This window comes from Paraburkholderia dinghuensis, from assembly GCF_003837865.1.
Lineage (GTDB): Bacteria > Pseudomonadota > Gammaproteobacteria > Burkholderiales > Burkholderiaceae > Paraburkholderia > Paraburkholderia dinghuensis.
Genome location: NZ_RQIS01000004.1, coordinates 237,653 through 258,576, shown reverse-complemented (window position 1 = coordinate 258,576; position 20,924 = coordinate 237,653). Strand labels below are relative to the sequence as shown.

Annotated in this window: 20 protein-coding genes; 4 read left to right on the top strand and 16 right to left on the bottom strand. The window is 63.2% G+C overall.

Annotation, left to right across the window (positions count from 1 at the left end):
• Nucleotides 1-327: 327 nt before the first annotated feature.
• The 4 genes from ldcA to D1Y85_RS07525 form a co-directional block, all read right to left on the bottom strand.
• Entirely contained in the window at nt 328-1,257 is a 930-nt protein-coding gene (ldcA, locus tag D1Y85_RS07540; RefSeq protein ID WP_124150426.1) for a muramoyltetrapeptide carboxypeptidase, read from the bottom strand.
• Nucleotides 1,254-1,934: a tRNA adenosine(34) deaminase TadA gene (gene tadA, locus D1Y85_RS07535; RefSeq protein WP_425466889.1), complete on the bottom strand. Its 681-nt coding sequence runs from the start codon at nt 1,932-1,934 to the stop codon at nt 1,254-1,256. The genes ldcA and tadA overlap by 4 nt, the downstream gene beginning before the upstream one ends.
• Nucleotides 1,931-2,332: a DnaJ family domain-containing protein gene (locus D1Y85_RS07530; protein ID WP_124150425.1), complete on the bottom strand. Its 402-nt coding sequence runs from the start codon at nt 2,330-2,332 to the stop codon at nt 1,931-1,933. Before D1Y85_RS07530 ends, tadA begins: the two co-directional genes overlap by 4 nt.
• A 682-nt stretch (nt 2,333-3,014) precedes the next feature.
• Nucleotides 3,015-4,211, bottom strand: coding sequence for an amino acid aminotransferase (locus tag D1Y85_RS07525; protein ID WP_124150424.1), 1,197 nt, complete (start codon nt 4,209-4,211; stop codon nt 3,015-3,017).
• Nucleotides 4,212-4,269: 58 nt separating this feature from the next.
• On the opposite strand from D1Y85_RS07525, the gene D1Y85_RS07520 reads away from it, so the two are divergent.
• A complete protein-coding gene (locus tag D1Y85_RS07520) occupies nt 4,270-4,593 on the top strand; it encodes a hypothetical protein (RefSeq protein WP_124150423.1) in 324 nt (107 codons plus the stop codon).
• Between the two features lie 122 nt (nt 4,594-4,715).
• Here the strand turns inward: D1Y85_RS07520 and D1Y85_RS07515 are convergent, their stop codons facing one another.
• The 4 genes from D1Y85_RS07515 to guaB all read right to left on the bottom strand — a co-directional run bounded on the left by D1Y85_RS07515 (nt 4,716) and on the right by guaB (nt 10,019).
• Nucleotides 4,716-5,456, bottom strand: coding sequence for a hypothetical protein (locus D1Y85_RS07515; protein WP_124150422.1), 741 nt, complete (start codon nt 5,454-5,456; stop codon nt 4,716-4,718).
• 672 nt (nt 5,457-6,128) lie between these two features.
• Nucleotides 6,129-7,712, bottom strand: coding sequence for a glutamine-hydrolyzing GMP synthase (gene guaA / locus D1Y85_RS07510; protein ID WP_124150421.1), 1,584 nt, complete (start codon nt 7,710-7,712; stop codon nt 6,129-6,131).
• A 162-nt stretch (nt 7,713-7,874) separates the two neighbouring features.
• A complete protein-coding gene (locus D1Y85_RS07505) occupies nt 7,875-8,552 on the bottom strand; it encodes a hypothetical protein (protein ID WP_124150420.1) in 678 nt (225 codons plus the stop codon).
• A 6-nt stretch (nt 8,553-8,558) separates the two neighbouring features.
• The gene (gene guaB, locus D1Y85_RS07500) at nt 8,559-10,019 is read right to left on the bottom strand and encodes an IMP dehydrogenase (protein ID WP_124150419.1); all 1,461 of its coding nucleotides are present in this window, start codon (nt 10,017-10,019) and stop codon (nt 8,559-8,561) included.
• Between the two features lie 263 nt (nt 10,020-10,282).
• Between guaB and D1Y85_RS07495 the strand changes: the two genes are divergently transcribed.
• Entirely contained in the window at nt 10,283-11,320 is a 1,038-nt protein-coding gene (locus tag D1Y85_RS07495) for a DMT family transporter (protein WP_124150418.1), read from the top strand.
• A gap of 124 nt (nt 11,321-11,444) precedes the next feature.
• On the opposite strand, the gene D1Y85_RS07490 is transcribed toward D1Y85_RS07495, so the two are convergent.
• Both D1Y85_RS07490 and D1Y85_RS07485 read right to left on the bottom strand, forming a co-directional pair.
• Nucleotides 11,445-11,777, bottom strand: a complete 333-nt coding sequence (locus tag D1Y85_RS07490) for an RnfH family protein (RefSeq protein ID WP_124150417.1) — start codon at nt 11,775-11,777, stop codon at nt 11,445-11,447.
• Nucleotides 11,774-12,211: a type II toxin-antitoxin system RatA family toxin gene (locus D1Y85_RS07485; RefSeq protein WP_124150416.1), complete on the bottom strand. Its 438-nt coding sequence runs from the start codon at nt 12,209-12,211 to the stop codon at nt 11,774-11,776. Before D1Y85_RS07485 ends, D1Y85_RS07490 begins: the two co-directional genes overlap by 4 nt.
• A 106-nt stretch (nt 12,212-12,317) precedes the next feature.
• On the opposite strand from D1Y85_RS07485, the gene smpB reads away from it, so the two are divergent.
• Nucleotides 12,318-12,764 (top strand): SsrA-binding protein SmpB, encoded by a 447-nt coding sequence (gene smpB, locus D1Y85_RS07480; protein ID WP_124150415.1) that lies wholly within the window; start codon nt 12,318-12,320, stop codon nt 12,762-12,764.
• Nucleotides 12,765-12,847: 83 nt separating this feature from the next.
• Here the strand turns inward: smpB and D1Y85_RS07475 are convergent, their stop codons facing one another.
• From D1Y85_RS07475 to ppsA, 3 genes are all read right to left on the bottom strand, one after another.
• Complete coding sequence (locus D1Y85_RS07475; RefSeq protein ID WP_124150414.1) at nt 12,848-13,789, bottom strand: SPFH domain-containing protein; 942 nt, start codon at nt 13,787-13,789, stop codon at nt 12,848-12,850.
• Between the two features lie 67 nt (nt 13,790-13,856).
• Nucleotides 13,857-14,318 carry an NfeD family protein gene (locus tag D1Y85_RS07470; protein WP_124150413.1) on the bottom strand — a complete coding sequence of 154 codons (462 nt, stop codon included), beginning with the start codon at nt 14,316-14,318 and terminating at the stop codon, nt 13,857-13,859.
• A 130-nt stretch (nt 14,319-14,448) separates the two neighbouring features.
• Nucleotides 14,449-16,848, bottom strand: coding sequence for a phosphoenolpyruvate synthase (ppsA, locus tag D1Y85_RS07465; protein WP_124150412.1), 2,400 nt, complete (start codon nt 16,846-16,848; stop codon nt 14,449-14,451).
• 404 nt (nt 16,849-17,252) lie between these two features.
• Here ppsA and ppsR point away from each other — a divergent pair, with 404 nt between their 5' ends.
• Nucleotides 17,253-18,068, top strand: a complete 816-nt coding sequence (gene ppsR, locus D1Y85_RS07460; RefSeq protein ID WP_124150411.1) for a posphoenolpyruvate synthetase regulatory kinase/phosphorylase PpsR — start codon at nt 17,253-17,255, stop codon at nt 18,066-18,068.
• 57 nt (nt 18,069-18,125) lie between these two features.
• Here ppsR and D1Y85_RS07455 read toward each other — a convergent pair whose 3' ends face one another.
• From D1Y85_RS07455 to lpxB, 3 genes are all read right to left on the bottom strand, one after another.
• Nucleotides 18,126-18,911 carry a TrmH family RNA methyltransferase gene (locus tag D1Y85_RS07455; RefSeq protein WP_124150410.1) on the bottom strand — a complete coding sequence of 262 codons (786 nt, stop codon included), beginning with the start codon at nt 18,909-18,911 and terminating at the stop codon, nt 18,126-18,128.
• Nucleotides 18,912-18,993: 82 nt separating this feature from the next.
• Nucleotides 18,994-19,755 (bottom strand): ribonuclease HII, encoded by a 762-nt coding sequence (gene rnhB, locus D1Y85_RS07450; RefSeq protein WP_124150409.1) that lies wholly within the window; start codon nt 19,753-19,755, stop codon nt 18,994-18,996.
• Nucleotides 19,752-20,921 (bottom strand): lipid-A-disaccharide synthase, encoded by a 1,170-nt coding sequence (lpxB, locus tag D1Y85_RS07445; RefSeq protein WP_124150408.1) that lies wholly within the window; start codon nt 20,919-20,921, stop codon nt 19,752-19,754. Before lpxB ends, rnhB begins: the two co-directional genes overlap by 4 nt.
• Nucleotides 20,922-20,924: the final 3 nt, after the last annotated feature.

Below are 20,924 nucleotides of genomic sequence, written 5' to 3'. Positions count from 1 at the left end.
CGCCCGGCTCGGGCAACTGGCGCAACGGTAAGAGGATCATCAACTACACGACGGCCGGCTTGTTGGGATGCCAGTCAATGATCAGTCGATCAAAGCTGGCCACGCCGAGAGCGTGAAATGAAGGTTGTCGATGGAATTGACCGTTAGTTGCATATCCTCCCAGCCTACGCCGGCTGACAGTCCGAGGGCAAATGCGAAGCTTTTCAATGTCCGTTTCCGGAGTTGCCAAATGCCGTCGTACGTGTCGGCGAGCGTCATCCATCGCAGGGAAATCGGCGAAGCCACCCCGAAAAAAAAGCGCCCTAAGGCGCTTCCTCCGGTTTTACTTCACACCAGATGCGGATATCCCTCCACCGCCAGCTCGAACCCCTTCGCCGTAGCCTGCAAACGTGCCAACGCCCCGACCGGCAGCGTCACCATGTCCGGAATATGCCCGAACGGCAGGCCCGTAATAACCGGGATGCCCACCACCGAGCGCACTTGCTCGATCGTCTCCGTCAGGTCGTAACCGTTGTCGTAGTCGAACTGCTTGCCGCCGGAGAAGTCGCCCAGCACGAGCGCCTGCTGACGTGCAAGGATGCCTGAGAGGTGCAATTGGTAGAGCATCCGCTCGATGCGAAACGGCTGCTCGTTAATGTCTTCGACGAAGAGGATGCCCCCCTCCACCGGCGGCAGAAACGGCGTGCCGATCAGCGACGTCAGTACAGCGAGATTGCCGCCCCAGAGCGTGCCCGATACATCCGTGGTCTGGGTCTGCGGTGCGTCCACCTTGAGCTTGAAACCTGGCTTCGAGAGCGCGTTCCAGAAGTGATGCATCGTGAAGCCGCTCAAGTCCTCGGCACCGAAGTCGCTCGCGAGCATCGGACCGCCGAAGGTCGTGAGCCCCGCGCGCGCGAACAGCGCGAGCTGGATCGCCGTGAAGTCGCTATGCCCGCAGAACGCGATCGGCCGCCCGGCGAGCCGCCGCTGCAGGCCCTCGTAGTCGAGTCCGTGCAGGATGCGCACAGCGCCGTAACCGCCGCGCACCGCCAGCACGATATCGGGCAAGGCGCGCGACGAGTCGGCGAGACGGTTGATGTCGGCGGCGCGCTGGCCGTCGGTGCCGGCAAAGCGCTGGTAGCGCCGCTCGGTCGCCTGGATGCCGTCGACGCGATGGCCTTCAGCGTGCAGGCGCGCGATGCCACGATGCACCGCCTCAAGATCCTGCGGATAGCCCGACGGCGCAATCAGTTCGAAGGTGCGGTGCTTGGTGGTCATGTTGTTCGGGATGGGGTATCGGTCTCACTCTCGCCGCCGGACGACGTCGACAGTATTTCGCCCGCCGCCGCCCGGCGCGCCTCGCGGCTGGCACGTCGGCGCTCCGCGAAGAACGAGCGCAGCGCGTCGCCGCATTCGGTATCGAGCACACCGCCCACCACGCTCGTGTGATGGTTCAACTGCGTGTTGGCGAACGCATCGACGACGCTACCGCACGCCCCCGTTTTCGGGTCATGGGCGCCGTACACGACACGCGCAATCCGCGCGTGCATGATGGCTCCGGAGCACATCAGGCACGGTTCGAGGGTCACATAGAGTTCGCAGCCGGGCAAGCGGTAGTTTCCCACCGTTCTCGCCGCCGCTCGCAGCGCCGCCATTTCGGCATGCGCGGAAGGATCGTGCGCACCGATCGGATGATTGAAACCCGTCGCGATGACCTCGTCGCCGCGCACCAGTACCGCCCCGACCGGCACCTCGCCCACCGCACGCGCTTGTTCAGCGGCGGCGAGGGCGAGCCGCATGAAACGCTGGTCGCGCTCGCTCATGGGATTGGGTTCAGCCTGCGGCGCGATGGTTTGAGCATCCGACTGCGCACCGCCAGCGTTCTTGACGACGGCATCCGGCAGGCAATCGGCGGCACCGGAAGGCTCGACCGGTGTGTTGGCCGGCGCGTTCACTGCGCCCCCGCCGGGCGGACGCGCTGGTCGTCTACGCGTTCGGAAATCCGCTCGGAAATCCGCTGGCGGTACTCGTGCGGCACCACCATCGGGCCGCCACGAAGCGATTCGAGTGCCATGTCGAGCGCGAGCACGCGAGCACGCAGACGGCATTGCGCCGTCTTGTCGCCCGCTCTGGCGATTTCCGCCTCAAGATCGCGCAACGCGCGCAACTGCTCAACCGCCGGGGGTACGAAGCCGGCATTTTTGAGGATGCGGTTCGCCACGCGGACCTCTTCGGGTACGAGCAGGTCGTCGTCGAGTTGCTGGGGTGATCCGGCACCCGGCAGATCGTCGAAATCCCCGCGCGCGGCTGCGGCGGCGATCCGTTGTTCGACGAGGGCATCAAGCAATTTCATCGGAAATTCATTACGTTGCGGCACACGCATTCTATCAGGGCATGACCTTGACGACCGCGCGCCTCCTTCCCCGCTGTCGTCGAATTCCGTCGACTCGACAGGCAAGCAATCGAATCTGCGTGAGTTCTGCAAATCCAGATTCGTCTGATTAGAGACATCGCGCGTTTGGAGTAAGGTGCGCCTATCGTGTCTCCACGACGTCCCGTGCTCCCGCCTGAATCCCCGTTCGCTCGACCATGAAGTTCCAACTCCACTCCGGCAACGCCGCATTACATAGCCGCGCAGCCATGCTCCTGGCGCGTGCTAGCCGGCTTGGCGCATGTGCTCTCCTTGCTGCGGCGCTATCGGGCTGCGGAGTGTTCTGCAGCGCTGCGGGCGGAAGCGGCGGCGGGGTTGCCGGCGTATGCGGAACTGGCGTGCGGTTCTGAGTGCACTGGACCACGTAGCCGCGTTGGCGTAACCAGGAGCGACCGGCTACAGCGTATGAGTTGCGTGGTCGATCCACGATATGTCGCGAATGCGCGTTAGCGCCGACCGGCAGGCCGAAGAGATAGATTGAAACGGGCGACACCGGCATGTCGCCCGCCATGTGAGCCGCGTGCCGGCGCACGCCGTCCGAAGCGGTCTCGGCACGCCGCGCCCGTGCACATGGGTCGGCGCGGCGCGCAAAGCACAGGTTGGCTTAGTGTGCGAGTACCTTGGCAATCGCGTCGACTACGATCCCGACGTTCTGCTCGTTGAGTCCAGCGACGCACATCCGGCCCGAACGCAGGATATAGACACCGTGCTCCTCGCGCAGCCGCTCGACCTGATCCGCCGACAACCCGGTGTATGTGAACATGCCCCGCTGGCGGATATAGCGCGACAGCGCCTCGCCGCTCACGTGCTGGCGCAGGCCATCGTGAATCGCCACGCGCATACGCGCAATACGCTGGCACATTGCCGCCAGTTCGCTCTCCCACGACTGCTTCAGATCCGGCGTGGTCAGCACGCGCGCAACGATCTTTGCACCATGCGTAGGCGGATTGCTGTAGTTGGAACGCACCGAGGCGGTCAGTTGCCCCAGCACGCGATCGGCACTCGCCGCGTCTTCGCAGACTACGTGCAGGCCGCCGCAACGCTCGCCGTAGAGCGAGAAATTCTTCGAGAACGAATTCGCGATCAACGCCGGGAGCCCGCGACGCGCAATCTCGCGCACGGCGAACGCGTCATCGTCGAGGCCCGCTCCGAAGCCCTGGTACGCCATGTCGACGAACGGCAGCAGGTCGCGCTGCTGCATCACGTCGATCACCTGCTCCCACTGCGCGCGCTCGAGATCGACGCCCGTCGGGTTATGGCAGCACGCGTGCAGCAACACGATGCTTTTCGGTGGCAGCGCGGCGATGGCGGCGAGCATCGCCTCGAACTTCAGGCCGCCAGTTGCCTCGTCGTAGTACGGGTAGGTGTTCACCGTGAAGCCCGCGCGCTCGAAGATGAAGCGGTGGTTTTCCCACGTCGGGTCGCTCACCCAGACCTGGCTCGCCGGGAAATAGCGCTTGATGAAGTCCGCCCCGACCCGCAACGCACCCGAGCCACCGAGCGTCTGCACCGTCGCGATACGCCCTGCCGCGCGCGACGGACACGATTCGCCGAACACGAGCGCTTGTACGGCATCGCGATACTGGGCGAAGCCCGCCATCGGCAGATAGGGTTTCGGACCCGGGTCTCCGAGAATCACCGCTTCGGCGGTACGGACGGCTTGCATGACGGGCAGTCGGCCGTCGTCGTCGAAGTAGATGCCGATGCTCAGATTGACCTTGTTCTGTCGCGGGTCCTTCTGGAAGTTCTCGTTGAGCGTGAGAATCGGGTCGCCGGGATAGGCGTCGATGTGTTCGAACATGGTGTTTGCGAAATAGGCTGTTCAGGACAAAATACGGGCCGGATAGGGTCCGCGCGTCGTGGCGCCGCCTTCGCTGCCAGAAACGGGACGCGGCGCCGGGCACGGCAAGCCACACCGGAATCAGATAAGCGGAAATCCGCAGATCCGGCGTCCGATACATTACAACGAGAACGCCCGCGAAGAAAACCAGAACGTCGTCAGAAATGACGATATTGAACATATTCTCGCTGCCGCGCAAAAGCACCATGGTGCTGATACAGGCTCCGCGAACAGGAGCGTGCGCACAAAATGCAGTAGAGGAATGTATTGTCGTGCGGCCCGTACTATCCTCGACGAAAATCTCGACGACAGCTATCTATCGATCTCCGGTCTTAATCCGTAAACGGGACGCGTACGGTCCGGGGCAAGCTTGACTCGCAAAGCTAGACATTCCCTCTTTCGCAAACGAGGCAAGCGGCACCGGCCCGCGACACACCCGGGCCGGGACCCTGTGCTAGCTGGCTTTTAGCCCCTCGTACCGAGGAACACGAATCCAGCAGTTCGCGAGGGATTAACGCCCGCAGCGACCATCTGGTTGTTGGCGATTACCGCCTCGAAACCAATCTTCGTACCGGCACCCAGCTGACACGAGGCGTTATTGAACGTCACGTTGCCATCGAACACGTTCTTTCCACTCGCGCGCGGTGCAACAGATCCGCTGAATGTGCACGTTTCCGATGTCCCCGTGAAGCTGTTATCAGCAGCGACCGTGATAGAGGTAACGGCGGCACCGCCTGCTGCGGATCCGGTCCACGTTCCAACGGCTGCGGTCGACGACGGCGACGAATCGTACGTGGCGTTATATGTTCCGGTAAAGGACACGGATTGACTGGGTTCGCTAACTTTTACAGCGAGCAGTTGTTTGGTTGTAGCCGTGCCCGTGACCGTAGCGTTTACTGCTGGCGCCCCGACTACGAAATCGATTGCGGAGTTGTCGGAGACGGCGTTTCCGCTGACTGTTAGTGTTCCCTCAACCATGCCGCCGACCGAACTGTTGGTTGAGTACACCGCAAAGTACTGCCCCGTCTCCAATACCAGAGCCGCAACGGCTCGGCCGTTGGTATCAGTGCCTTGCCAGAAACCTTGCGGATCGGCATTCACTACTGGCGCTGGTTGGCTTCCGCTGCTGCTGCCGCTACCGCCGCATGCCGTCAGCAGCACCGCCGCTGCTACACATACGACGAGTCTCGAATTCGTTTCCATCATGGTTGCTCTCCCGGACCTGAAGTCTGATTTCCCGTCTCCGGTAAGCTGGCAGGATCATTCAAAGATGTGGGACTCACATATCTATGAACGGCAAATGACACACTGCGTGCGTATGTGACCTGCGTACTGAATACATTGGTAGCGTCTCGTATCTCGTTCCGTATAAGTGAAGTGGCAGGTTGTTCTGCTCACTTAAAGAAAATGCTTTGCGTTCTACTTGCAGTTGCATACTGCGGTGTAGTTAATCTATGTCACGTGACAGTAGAACGCCAGGATTCCGGCATTTTGGCAAAGTTTGCAAATGAGAAAGTAGCCGCGCCGAAAACAGGAGGGTCAGGACAGGCACCGGCGCGCGCGAATAATAGTTAGTGGAGCGAATTAATGCAACGGGACCGGCGAATGTCCGTTGGGCTTCAAGAACGATCATCGCCGTCGCGGCGAAGCGATCGGGGCGCGTTCGAAGGCGCTCGGCTAGCGACGATGCCGATACTTTCGCACAGCACGTCGGCTGCGCGCTACGGTGTGCGCCGAAAACGCGCGTTCAAGTTTCTGCGCCCTGGCGAAGCCGCGCCGGCCACACGGCCGGCGCGGATCGCATCAATTGCGGATTCGTGTTTTAAAAAAAGAAAACACGAAAAGCCAGACTTCCTGAACCGGCCGGAAAAGTTCAGATCACTCCCACTCGATCGTCGCGGGCGGCTTGCCCGAAATGTCGTACACGACGCGATTGATGCCGCGCACTTCATTGATGATGCGATTCGACACGTGACCGAGCAAGTCATGCGGCAGATGTGCCCAGTGCGCCGTCATGAAGTCCTGCGTCTGCACGGCACGCAGCGCGACGACGTATTCGTAGGTGCGTCCATCGCCCATCACGCCAACGCTCTTCACCGGCAGGAACACCGCGAACGCCTGGCTCGTGAGGTCGTACCACGACTTGCCGGTTTCCTTGTCGATGGTGTTGCGCAGCGTCTCGATGAAGATCGCGTCGGCGCGGCGCAGCAGATCGGCGAACTCGCGCTTCACAGCGCCGAGAATCCGCACGCCGAGGCCCGGGCCCGGGAACGGATGGCGATAGACCATCGAATGCGGCAGACCGAGCTTCACACCGAGTTCGCGCACTTCGTCCTTGAACAGCTCGCGTAGCGGCTCGAGCAGCTTCAGGTTCAGCGTCTCCGGCAAACCGCCGACATTGTGGTGGCTCTTGATCGTGTGCGCGGCCTTCTTGCCCTTGCCCGCCGATTCGATCACGTCCGGATAGATCGTGCCTTGTGCGAGCCACTTCGCGTCGGTGAGCTTGCCCGCCTCGGCCTGGAACACCTCGACGAATTCCGCGCCGATGATCTTGCGCTTCGCTTCCGGATCGGTCACGCCTGCGAGCTTCGACATGAACGCTTCGCTCGCATCGACGTGGATCACCTTCACGCCCAGGTTGTCCGCGAACATCGACATGACCTGTTCGGCTTCGTTCAGACGCAGGAGGCCATGATCGACGAACACACAGGTCAGCTGGTCGCCGATCGCGCGATGCAGCAGCGCCGCTGCCACCGATGAATCCACGCCGCCCGAGAGGCCAAGAATGACGTGCTCGTCGCCGACCTGCTTGCGGATCGTCTCGACGGCTTCATCGATGTAGTGGCCCATTTCCCAGTCGGCCTTCGCGCCGCAGATGTCGAGCACAAAGCGTTCGATCATCGCGCGACCCTTCGCGGTGTGCGTGACTTCCGGGTGCCATTGCACGCCGTAGAAGTGACGCGACTCGTCGGCCATCGCCGCGATCGGGCACGACTCGGTCGAAGCCATCAGCTTGAAGCCTTCGGGCATGGCGGTGACCTTGTCGCCGTGGCTCATCCAGACCTTGAGCATGCCGTGGCCTTCCGACGTCTGGAAGTCCTCGATGCCTTCCAGCAGGCTCGTATGGTTGCGCGCCCGCACTTCGGCGTAGCCGAATTCGCGTACGTGGCCGATGTCGACCTTGCCACCCAGTTGCTCGGCCATCATCTGCATGCCGTAGCAGATGCCGAACACCGGCACGCCGAGATCGAATACGGCTTGCGGTGCGCGCGGTGTATCGGACGTCGTCACCGAGTTCGGGCCACCCGAGAGGATGATGCCCTTGGGCGCGAACTCGCGGATGAACGCCTCATCGACGTCATATGGGTGGACTTCCGAGAGGACGTGCGCCTCGCGCACGCGTCGTGCAATGAGCTGGGTGACTTGCGAACCGAAGTCGAGAATCAGGATTTTGTCGTGCATGGCAGGACGAGACCTAAAAAAAGAACGGATACGGAAAGCCGCGCGCGCTGCGCGCAGCGTGAATTCGGGAAGCGTGTGTCGCGTTGCGTTGCGGTGCCTGGTCGTGCGTCGCAATCTGGGTGCGAGGCGGCAAGGCCTGCGGCGGGGGCCGGGTGTCGCCACTCAGCCATGCAGCGGAGGCCTCGGCGCGTTGGCGGTCTCGTCGCGGGCGCTCAGGCGGGCTTCATCGGCGCTCGTCGTACGCTGTGTCGCCGCCGGTTCTGGCGCTTCCGGCTGCGGCGGCGACATCGGCGTATCCACGGCACCACTCGTCGGTGTCGCTGGCGACGTAGCGCCCGCGAAAAGCGGCACCGAGCGAGTTACGGGCTCGGCGCGCAACTCGCTCTGCGAGGCAAGCGGCGAATCGCGCCGTGCTGCCTTCGATCCGGCTGCCTGCGCCTTGTCGCGCCGCCGGACCGCGCCTGCGAGCCGTACACCACCGAAGCCAATCAAGATCAGCCATGCGCCGATACCGCCAGCAGTCAATTGACCGAAGCCGGTGAGCTGCGGGTTGTGGAACCCGATCAGCCACACCAGCATGAGCACACCCGAAATCCAGTTGATATGCCCGGCCACACGGCCGACTGGCACCGTCATCGCGCCGTCGAACGCGGCTCGCACCGCGAGCCACGACAAGCCCATCAGCACCACGCCGAGCACCAGCCCGACAAGCGCCGGCTGCGGCTGCACCAATTGCAGCGCGTCGTACAACGAGGCCCACGGAGTCAGCAGGAACAGGACTCCGAAGCCCAGCAGCATCAACGCATCGACGATCAGTACAACGCGCAGCAATGCCTTCATTGGCGATTAGTCCACGTGGTAGTTGGGTGCTTCCTTCGTGATCTGCACGTCGTGAACGTGCGACTCGCGCATGCCCGCCGACGTGATCTCGACGAAGGCGGCCTTCTCGTGCAGTTCGTCGATCGTGCTGCAGCCGCAATAACCCATCGAAGCGCGCACGCCGCCGATCAACTGGAACAGGATCGCGTTGACCGAACCCTTGTACGCGACGCGGCCTTCGATGCCCTCGGGCACGAGTTTGTCGATGTTCGCAGAATTGTCCTGGAAGTAGCGGTCCGCGGCACCGTCCTTCATGGCGCCCACCGAACCCATGCCGCGATACGACTTGTACTGGCGGCCCTGGTACAGGAACACGTCGCCCGGCGACTCTTCCGTGCCCGCGAACATGCTGCCCATCATCACGGCGTTCGCGCCGGCGGCGAGTGCCTTGGAGACGTCGCCCGAGTAACGCACGCCGCCATCGGCGACGACGGGAACGCCCGTGCCACGAAGCGCGTCCGAAACGTTCGCAATCGCGCTGATCTGCGGCACGCCCACGCCCGCAACAATGCGCGTCGTGCAGATCGAACCCGGACCGATACCGACCTTGACGCCGTCCGCGCCGTACTCAACAAGTGCGCGCGCAGCGTCAGCCGTCGCGATGTTGCCGCCGATCACTTCAACGTGCGGGAAGTTCTTCTTGACCCAGCGGACGCGCTCGAGCACGCCTTTGCTGTGGCCGTGCGCCGTATCGACGACGATCACGTCCACGCCCGCCTGCACGAGCAGCTCGACGCGCTCTTCGTTGTCCGGACCCACGCCGACTGCCGCGCCCGCGCGCAGCTTGCCGTGCTCGTCCTTGCAGGCGGCCGGGTGTTCGGTCTGCTTGGTGATGTCCTTCACGGTCATCAGGCCGCGCAGTTCGAACGCATCGTTGACGACCAGCACGCGCTCGAGGCGGTGGCTGTGCATGAGCGCCTTGGCTTCGTAGAGCGGCGTGCCTTCCTTGACGGTGACGAGGCGCTCGCGCGGCGTCATGATCGAGCGCACCGGCTCGTCCAGGCGCGTTTCGAAGCGCAGGTCGCGGTTCGTGACGATACCGATCAGTTGCGCACCCTCGACGACCGGAAAGCCCGAGATGCCATGCTGCTGCGACAGGGCGATCACGTCGCGCACCTTCATTTGCGGCGGAATCGTGATCGGATCGCGCAGGACACCCGACTCGAAACGCTTCACCTTGGCGACCTCGCGCGCCTGCTCCGCGGGCGTGAGGTTCTTGTGGATGATGCCTACGCCACCCTGCTGCGCCATCGCGATCGCGAGACGGCCTTCGGTGACCGTATCCATCGCAGCCGAGACAAGCGGAATATTCAGGGAGATATTGCGGGTCAGCCTGGTCTTGAGGCTGGTGTCGCGCGGAAGAACGTCGGAGAACGCGGGAACGAGGAGCACGTCATCGAACGTGAGTGCTTTCTGGATCAGACGCATGGCAAATCCTATAGGCGCAAAAGCAAATTATACGGGATAGCGCCCTGGAAATCATCAGTATCAACAGTAGCTTAGCGGTGATTTTGGGGAATTTCCTGGCGCCGGGAAGCTGCGTGAAAGCCGTATGTGCGGCCCCGGTGATCAGGTACTTTGTATGTCCCGATGTGGGATTCACACCTGAATTCGCTGCAGAATTGAACAAGACGCACACCCGAGCACCCTTTAAGCTCACAGTCAGTCTGATTTGTCCGGAGCTTTCGAAGATGCAGCGTGGTGTGTTGTACGGCGTGCTCGCCGGGGCGTTGTGGGGGACCGTGTTCGTCGTGCCCCGCCAGTTGCAGGATTTCTCGCCCCTGCTGCTGAGCGCGGGCCGCTACGTCATGTACGGCCTCGTGTCACTTGCTGCCCTCGTGCCGATGCTGCGCCGCGTCTGGCCCCGCCTCACGCGCCAGGACCTCATCATGCTCGTCAAGCTGGCGCTGATGGGCAACCTGCTTTATTACCTCTTTCTCGCGACCGCCATCCACCTGGTCGGCATCGCGCCCGCGTCGCTGATTGTCGGCGTGTTGCCCGTCACGGTGACCCTGCTTGGACGGAGCGATCACGGCGCAGTACCGCTGGCGCGCCTCGTCTGGCCGCTCGCGATGATTGCGGCCGGCATCGTTTGCATCAACATCGATGTGTTCACGGCAGGCGCCAGTCACGGCGATCATGCAAGCACGCTCACGAAGATCGCGGGCCTCGGCTGCGCGGTCGGCGCGCTCGTCTGCTGGACCTGGTTTGCCGTCGAAAACGCCCGTTACCTGCATCGCAACGCCCATTTCACAGGTAACGAGTGGTCCGTGCTGTGGGGCGTGGTGACGGGCGCACTCGGCGCCCTGCTCTGGCTCGCCATTCTCGCGATGCCGTCCGGCACGGTGCAGGAGAGCGTCACGGCGTCACGCTGGACGATGTTCTGGCAACTGAACCTCGTGCTCGCGATCGGCGCGTCGTGGCTCGGCAACGGCCTCTGGAACGCCGCTGCCAAGCGTCTGCCGCTCACGTTGTCAGGGCAGATGATCGTCTTCGAGACGCTGTTCGCCCTGGTCTACGGCTTCGTCTACGACCACCGCCTGCCGCGCGGACTCGAAATCGCAGCGATCGTGCTGCTCGTGGCGGGCGTGAGCTGGTCGGTGCGTCAGCATTCGGGCGGTCCGGAGGACACCGCGCATGGCGACGGAATCGTCCCGGCGGCCGAAGTGCCCGGCGTAGGCGGCATAGGCGACGAAGGGGGCAGCGAGCGGCGCGGGAACGCGGCATGACGGCCTGAGCGCGCGGCGCCGCGCGCGAGCAAGAACATGAATCCGCCATGGCAAACGGGCCGGAACAGCGTCTACGCCGTTCCGGCCCGTCGTCTTTGCGTGCCCAGTTTGTGTGCTCGGCGCCTCAGCGCGAATCCTTGTGCAGCCACTTGCGCCCTTCCACGGAACCCGCCTTACGGGTTTTGTCCACGCGGCGCTGCCGTGCGGCTTTCGGATCGACGATCAGCGGACGGTAAATCTCCACGCGGTCGTGATCGGCCAGCGCAGCGTCGAGCGGCTTGATCTTGCCGAAGATCCCCACCTTGAGCTTCGCGAGATCGATTTCCGGATGACGCCCAAGGATGCCGCTCATGTCGATGGCCTGCTGCACAGTCGCACCCGGCGCAAGTTCGACCGTAATGAGCGTCTGCGCATCGGGCAGCGCATAGCAGACGTCGATCGACCATTTCCCGCTCATGGTTTGCCGTAGCGCTGATCGGCGCGCTTCACGAAGGAGTCGACAAAGGTGTTCGCGATGTGGTGAAACACCGGCCCGATGATCTTCTCCAGAATGACATTTGCAAACTCGTAGTGCAGTGCAAACTCGATTTTGCAGGCGTCCGCGCGCAGCGGCGTGAAGCGCCAGAAACCCGTGAACTTGCGGAACGGTCCATCCGCGAATTCCATGTCGATGCGCTCCGGGCGCTTCTGCGTATTGCGCGTCGCGAAATGCTGCTTGATACCCTTGAAGTTGATGTGGATCTTCGCCTCCATGCCGCTCTCGTCCTGACGGCGGATCTCGACGCCACCGCACCACGGCAGGAAATTGGGGTAGTCGGCGACGTCGGTGACGAGGTCGAACATTCGCTCCGCCGAATGGCGAATCAGCACGGTTTTCTGGACATCTGCCATATATTGCGCGACGTGTCGCAAGGGTGAAGAAGGCGTCGCGGGCTTTCAAAGGCCCGCTTTGCTAAAATTGGGATTTTAAACGAGTTGGGCCGTTCCCAATTTCCCCATGAGCATCATCGACAACAGAAAGGCGTTCTTCGATTACTTCATCGAGGAGCGCCACGAGGCAGGACTCGTGCTCGAAGGGTGGGAGGTGAAAGCGCTGCGTGCTGGGCGCGGCCAGATCAAGGAAGGTTACGTCGTCATCAAGGACGGCGAGCTGTTCCTGATCGGCACGCATATCAGCCCGCTGCCCGAGGCGTCCACGCACATCAACCCCGACCCGGTCCGCACGCGCAAGCTGCTCTTGCACCGTGACCAGATCGACAAGCTGATCGGCAAAGTCGAGCAGCGCGGCTACACGCTCGTGCCGCTGAACTTCCATTACAAGGGCGGTCGCGTGAAGTGCGAGATCGGCCTCGCGAAGGGCAAGAAGCAGCACGACAAACGCGAGACCGAGAAGAAGCGCGACTGGGAGCGTGAAAAGGCGCGCCTGATGCGCTCGCCGACCTGATCGTCGAAATCATCCCTGCAAAGCAAACGGGCCGCTCGCGCGGCCCGTTTTTCGTTCATCCAGACTGAAGCCGTTCGGGCTGCTCAGGCGCCCTTCACCTTCTGCTCGCCGATACCCGCGCGATTCACGATCGTGAGCGCCGAAGCGATCATCGAACTCAGATCGCCCATGTCCCCCGGCACGATCAGCGTGTTGCCCTGCTTCGCGAGATTGGAGAACGCATTGACGTACTGTTCGGCCACCTTGAGGTTGACCGCGTCCATGCCGCCGTGCTCCTGGATCGACGCGCCAATCTTCTGGATCGCCTGGGCGTTCGCCTCGGCCACCGCGAGAATCGCGGCCGCCTGGCCCTGCGCCTGATTGATCGCGGCCTGCCTCTCGCCCTCTGACTTCTGGATCGCGGCCTCACGCGCGCCCGACGCAAGGTTGATCTGCTCCTGCTTGCGACCTTCCGACGCAGCGATCAGCGCGCGCTTTTCGCGCTCGGCGGTGATCTGCGCCTGCATCGCGTGGAGGATTTCCTTCGGGGGCGTGAGATCCTTGATTTCGTAGCGAAGCACCTTGACGCCCCAGTTGGACGCGGCCTGGTCCAGCGCCGACACGATGCTGTGGTTGATGAAGTCGCGCTCCTCGAACGTCTTGTCGAGTTCGAGCTTGCCGATCACCGAGCGCAGCATGGTCTGCGAGAGCTGCGTGATCGCGAAGACGAAGTTGCTCGATCCGTACGACGCCTTCATCGGATCGGTCACCTGGAAGTACAGCACGCCGTCCACCTGCAACTGCGTGTTGTCGCGCGTAATGCAGACCTGGCTCGGCACGTCGAGGGGGATTTCCTTGAGCACATGCTTGTACGCCACGCGATCGACGAATGGCAGCACGATCGAGAGTCCCGGCGTGAGCGTCGCGTGGTAGCGGCCGAGCCGCTCGACGACCCAGGCGTGCTGTTGCGGCACGATCTTGATGGTCTGGGCGATCAGCACGATGACGATCACAAGCAGAATCAGGCCGACGACTGGAACTTGCATTGATGGACTCCTTTTCTTCGATGTGGTCGATGCGATGCGCGACGCGACAAGCGTCTGGTGACGCGGCTCAGGCGTGCCTTGCGCGGCCGGGCGCCTCGTCGTGCCGCGCCGCGACGATCAGGCAACTGCCGCGCACGGCCTTGATTTCATAAAGACGCGCGTCTTCGGGCTCACCCGGCGCGAGTTCAACATCCCATTCGGCGCCGCGATACATCGCACGTGCGCGGCGGTCATGCCAGCCGGCGACGGTCAACGATTCACCGATGTCGAGATTGACGCCCGGATCGCGCGACACGTCGATGACGCGCCGGCGGCGCGTGAAACGAGAACGCCGCAGCACACTCACGGCAACGAGCGCGACGACGGCAGCAATGCCGAGTTGCAGATCGAGCGGCGCGCCGAGCAGATACGCGAGCACGCCCGCGAGGAAGCCGAGCGCGATCATCAGCAGGTAGAACGTGCCCGTCATCAGCTCGGCGACGATCAGCACGCCCGCGCCGACCCACCAGAACAAACCATGTGGCCCCACGTCAGTCTCCCAAAGTAAAACACCCCGGCTTGACCGGGGTGTTATAGCACGAAGCTGGCACTTTTTTTGGTACGGCACGAGACCGGCGAGGCGTTACCTCAAGTCTCGCGCCGGACGCGACGCACCACGTTTACTTCGCTTGCGACTGGGCGAGCGCCTGCCACGTCTCGATGATCGTGTCCGGGTTCAGCGACATCGACGCGATGCCTTCCTCGGCGAGCCACTGGGCGAAATCCGGGTGATCGGACGGACCCTGGCCGCAGATGCCGACGTACTTGTTCAGGCGCAGGCACGTTTCGATCGCGCGCTTGAGCATGAACTTGACGGCCGGATCGCGCTCGTCGAAGTCGGCGGCGAGCAGTTCCATCCCGGAGTCGCGGTCGAGACCCAGCGTGAGCTGCGTGAGGTCGTTCGAGCCGATCGAAAAACCGTCGAAGTACTGCAGGAACTCTTCGGCGAGGATCGCGTTCGACGGCACTTCGCACATCATAATGAGACGCAGACCGTTTTCGCCGCGCTTCAGACCGAACTTCGCGAGCAGGCCGATCACGCGCTCCGCCTGCTTGAGCGTGCGCACGAACGGCACCATGATCTCGACGTTCGAGAGGCCCATCTCTTCACGCACGCGCTTGAGCGCGCGGCATTCCATCTCGAACGCCTCGGCGAAGTCTTCGGCGATGTAACGCGACGCACCGCGGAAGCCGAGCATCGGGTTCTCTTCGTCCGGCTCGTAGCGCGAACCGCCGATCAGCTTCTTGTACTCGTTCGACTTGAAGTCCGAGAGACGCACGATCACGGGCTTCGGATAGAACGCTGCGGCAATCGTGGCGATGCCTTCGGTCAGCTTGTCGATGTAGAACGCACGCGGCGACGCGTGACCGCGGGCGACGCTTTCCACGGCCTTCTTCAGATCGGCATCGATGTTCGGGTACTCGAGGATCGCCTTCGGGTGGACGCCGATGTTGTTGTTGATGATGAACTCGAGACGCGCGAGGCCCACGCCGGCGTTCGGCAACTGCGAGAAGTCGAACGCGAGCTGCGGATTGCCGACGTTCATCATGATCTTCACGGGAATCGCCGGCAGCTCGCCGCGCTGCACTTCGCTGACTTCGGTTTCGAGCAGGCCGTCGTAGATGCGGCCTTCGTCGCCTTCCGCGCACGACACGGTCACGAGCGCGCCGTCCTTCAGCACGTCGGTTGCGTCGCCGCAGCCAACGACTGCCGGTACGCCAAGCTCACGCGCGATGATCGCGGCGTGACAGGTGCGGCCGCCGCGGTTCGTGACGATCGCGGCTGCGCGCTTCATCACCGGCTCCCAGTTCGGGTCGGTCATGTCCGCGACCAGCACGTCGCCCGGCTGCACGCGCTCCATTTCAGACGGATCGTGAATCACCTTCACGCGGCCCGCGCCGATCTTCTGGCCGATCGCACGGCCCGTTGCCAGAACCTGCGACTGGCCCTTCAGCTTGAAGCGCTGCTCGGCCTTACCGTGCGACTGGCTCTTCACCGTCTCCGGACGCGCCTGGAGAATGAAGATCTTGCCGTCGCGGCCATCCTTGCCCCACTCGATGTCCATCGGACGCTGATAGTGCTTCTCGATGATGACGGCGTACTTCGCCAGCTCGATCACGTCTTCGTCGGTGATCGAGAAGCGGTTGCGCATTTCGTGCGAGTTATCGACGGTCTTCACACGGCCCGGCTCGCCCGGCTGCGTGAATTCCATCTTGATGAGCTTCGAACCGATCGAGCGGCGGATGATCGCGGCCTTGCCTTGCGCGAGCGTGGTCTTGAAGACGTAGAACTCGTCCGGATTCACGGCGCCCTGCACGACGGTCTCACCGAGACCGTAACTCGACGTGATGAACACGGCATCCTTGAAACCCGATTCCGTATCGAGCGTGAACATCACGCCCGCGGCACCGACGTCGGAGCGGACCATGCGCTGCACGCCAGCGGAGAGCGCGACTTCGGCGTGGGTGAAGCCCTTGTGGACGCGATAGGAAATGGCGCGGTCGTTGTAGAGCGACGCGAACACGTGCTTGAGGCGATCGAGCACATCCTCGATGCCCACCACGTTGAGGTAGCTTTCCTGCTGACCGGCGAACGAGGCGTCGGGCAGGTCTTCCGCCGTTGCCGACGAACGCACGGCAAACGACAGTTCAGCCGGCGAGCCGTTCTGGAGCGTCTCGAAACCCGCGCGGATATCCGCTTCGAGCTGCGACTGCAGCGGCGCGTCGATGATCCATTGACGGATCTCCTTGCCCGCTTCGGCCAGCGCCTTGACATCGTCGACGTCGAGCGTAGCCAGCCGCGCGGCGATCCGTTCGGTCAGGTTGTTGTGCTTCAGAAAATCGCGGAAGGCGAGCGCCGTCGTCGCGAAGCCCGTAGGCACACGCACGCCGGCTTCAGCCAACTGGCTGATCATTTCGCCGAGCGAGGCGTTCTTGCCGCCCACGATCTCGACATCGGTCATCCGCAACTGCTCGAAAGGCACTACATACGCCTGATCCTTGGCAACGGTGTTAGTCATACAAGCCCCTAAGTGTGAAAAAAATTCACGATTGCGCAAGTGGGCTCGAACGCGTAAACGCTCATTGGAAGCGGATCCGCGTCTTGCGCAACCTGTTGGAGAAACAATCGCTTCGCGCGTCGAAACTGGGGCCCAGCAAAAGGAAAAGCAGGGAGATGCGCGCGATTACACGAAGTTAGATGAAATCGCTGCAAATTGACACCAGAATGAGCCGTGGCAGGCTGCGGGTTGGCGCGATTGTGCTGCAATTGCTTATCCAACAGGTTGCCGCTATTCTACCGTGCCGACTCCAGAAAATGTGTCCGCCGACAAGAACAGCGCCGCGGCATGCCCGCGAGGCGTCGCCTGGGGCTCTCGCCCGCCTGCTTCGCGTTTCCTGAAACGTCCCTACCCAGCTTCAATCGATGCCGCCCACCGTATTCATAGTCTCCGACGGTACCGGGATCACTGCCGAGACCTTCGCGCATTCGATCCTGTCGCAGTTCGACCAGAAATTCCGTCTCGTCCGCCTTCCGTTCGTCGACTCGACCGACAAGGCTTACGCCGCCGCCCAAAAGATCAACGAAGCTGTGGTTCACGAGGGCCGCCGGCCGATCGTCTTCACGACGCTCGTGGACAGCAACTCGAACGAGATCGTCAAGCGCGCAAACGCGCTCGTGCTGGACATGTTCCAGACGTTCGTCGAGCCGCTGGAGCAGGAACTGGAGCTGAAGTCGTCCCACGCGATGGGCCGCGGCCACCAGAACGCCGACACCGACGAATACAAGAACCGCATCGAGGCGATCAACTTCTCGCTTGCGCATGACGACGGCCAGTCGAACCGAAATCTCACGGACGCCGATGTGATCCTCGTGGGCGTGTCGCGCAGCGGCAAGACGCCGACCAGCCTCTATCTGGCCATGCAATACGGTGTGAAGGCCGCGAACTATCCGCTGATTCCGGACGACTTCGAACGCGGCAAGCTGCCGACCGCCCTGCTGTCGCATCGCGACAAGATTTTCGGGCTCTCGATCGATCCGCAGCGTCTTGCGGAAATCCGTAACCAGCGGCGTCCGGGCAGCAAGTACGCGGCACTCGAAAACTGCCGCTACGAGGTGAACGAAGCCGAGTCGATGATGCGGCGTGAAGGGATCAAGTGGCTCTCGTCGACGCACAAGTCGATCGAGGAAATCGCGACGACGGTCCTGCAGGAAATCCGGATCGACAAGCCGTCTTACTGATTACTGATGTATCGCGGTCGGCGGGCAGCGTTGGCGCGACCCGCGGCCGCTGCGCTTTCAGCGCGCGCGGCGACGCTGGCGGCATTGCTCGAACAGGCACACCGCTGCTGCCGCCGCCACGTTCAACGATTCCATGCCGCCCGGCTGCGGAATCGTTACGCGATGCGCGGCCGCATCGCGCCATACCTGCGATACGCCGGCCCCTTCGTTGCCGAACACCCACGCGACCTCGCGCGTCAGGTCGCATTCGTCGATCGCCTGCGCACCATGTGAATCCGTGATCACAACGGGCACGGCGAGCATCCCGGTAAGCGTCTCGTCTTCGACGTTCTCAAACACTTCCAGCAGGAAATGCGCGCCCATCGCGGAACGCAGCACCTTCGACGACCAGACATACGCCGTGCCCGGCGTGCAGAACACCTTGTCGATGCCCGCCGCCGCCGCGCTGCGCAGGATCGAGCCGACGTTGCCCGCATCCTGCACGCCGTCAAGCACCACGCAGGTCGACTGCACACGGTGCGGCAGCACTGCCTCGGGCGTATCGACCAGCAGCAGCATCCCCACACCGTGCACGACGCTCGAAAGCTGGCCGAACAGCGCATCGGGCAACGTCACCACGCGCCGTTCGTCGACGCGCGCAACGATCGCCTGCGCTTCTTCGTGAGTGAGCGCGCCATCGGTGACGATGCAGTACTCGGGCTGGTTGCCGCCGTCGAGCCAGGCGCTCGCCAGATGGAAACCTTCGAGCAGGGCCTGACCGCTCTTGCGCTGTTGATGCGTCGAGCCGGCCAGCGCCTTCAGGCGTTTGTAGAGCGGATTGTCGCGTGAGGTAATGGCTTTCACGGGCGGGCCTGACTTGAAAAGGAATGCAGGAAAAATACATCGCGCCGCGCGAAGCGGCGCTCAGAGCACGCGAAGCGCGACATCAGACGGGCGAGAAAGCGTCGTCTTCGCGATCGTTCGGGCCGCGCACGGTGCCATGCAGCGCATAAGCTTCGCGCACCGGCGCGAACGAGCGGCGATGATGCTGGCAGGGGCCGTACTCGCGCAGAGCGGCGAGATGCTGCGCGGTACCGTAGCCAGCGTGTGCGTCGAAGCCATAAACCGGGTACGTCTCGTGCAGTTCCAGCAGCATGCGGTCTCGCGTGACCTTCGCAATGATGGACGCAGCCGAGATGCTCGGCACCAGCGCGTCACCGCCAATCACGGCTTCGCAACGCACAGGCACCACCGGGCAGCGGTTGCCGTCGATCTTCGCGAGCGTCGGCGTCACGCTCAGACCCTCGACCGCGCGCCGCATCGCGAGCATCGTCGCCTGCAGGATGTTGAGCGTGTCGATTTCCTCGACGGTGGCCGAAGCCACACACCACGCAAGCGAGCGCTCGACGATAAGATCGTAGAGGGCGTCGCGGGCCTTCGCCGAAAGCGCCTTCGAATCGTCTAGTCCCGCGATTGGCCGAGCCGGGTCGAGAATGACCGCCGCTGCCACCACGGGCCCGGCGAGCGGACCGCGCCCAGCCTCATCGACGCCGCAGACGATGTCGTCGGGCGATTCGAACAGCAACCCGGCCTGCTCGGCGCGTGCCTGCCGCGTCGCGCGCTTTGCCGCCGCCCTGGATGTCACTTCCGCACCCGCCTTGGCCTTCGCCGCCGGCGCGCGTGCGCGCTTGCTCGCGACGTCCGTCATGCCCGGCCCCTACGGCTTTCCAGGATCCGCGCCACGACCTCGGCTGCACGCTGCGACGTGTTCTGTCGCAACGCGAGATGCATCTGCGTGAAGACTTCCGTCAGCGTGCGTCGGTTCGACTCATCGTGCAACTGCGTGAGCGTGGCGTCGGCCAACGCCTCGGGCGTCGCGAAGTGCTGCAGGATCTCGGGGACGACGAAGCGACCCGCCAGAATGTTCGGCAGCCCCACGTAGGGCAGATAGCCCTGACGGCGCATGATCTGCCCAGTGAGCCAGGGAACCTTGTACGAGATCACCATCGGCTTTTTCAGGAGCGCCGCTTCGAGCGTCACCGTGCCGCTTTTCACGAGGATCGCGTCGGCCGCGGTCATCGCGAGTTGCGACTGGCCGTCGATGATCGTCAACGCGAGGCCTTCGCGCGCGCTCGCCAGCTCCTGCAACTGCGCATGAATAGCCGGCGTCGCCGCAGGCATCACGAAGCGCAGGCCCGGCTCGCGCTGCTGCATGAGCGCAATCGCGTCAAAGAACGTCGGGCCGATCAGGTTGATCTCGGAGCGCCGGCTACCCGGCAGAACGGCGATCACCGGACCGCCCTCGGGCAGGCCAAGCGCGCGGCGCGCGCCCGGCACGTCCGGTTCAAGCGGGATTTCGTCCGCGAGCGGATGGCCCACATAGGACGCCGCGACACCCGCCTTCTCGAGGATCTCCGTCTCGAACGGGAACACGCAGAGCATGTGATCCACCGACTTCTGGATCTTCTTGATGCGCCCGGCACGCCACGCCCAGATCGACGGACAGACGAAGTGGATGGTGGGAATACCCGCCGAACGCAACGAATGCTCGAGACCGAAATTGAAATCGGGCGCATCGACGCCGATGAACACATCGGGCGGATCCGCGAGCAGCTGGTTTTTCAGTTCGCCGCGAATGCGCAGGATTTCCGGAATGTGCCTGAGCGCCTCGACGTAGCCGCGCACGGTGAGCTTTTCCATCGGCCAGTGCGCGTCGAAACCCGTGGCTGTCATGCGCGGGCCACCGATTCCATAGTACTGCGTAGTATCGGGCAAACAGCCTGCGAGACCGTTGAGCAGCGAAGCCGCAAGCAGGTCGCCGGACGGTTCGCCGGCGACCATCGCGAGACGCATGGGACGGGTTTGCAGGACCATCGG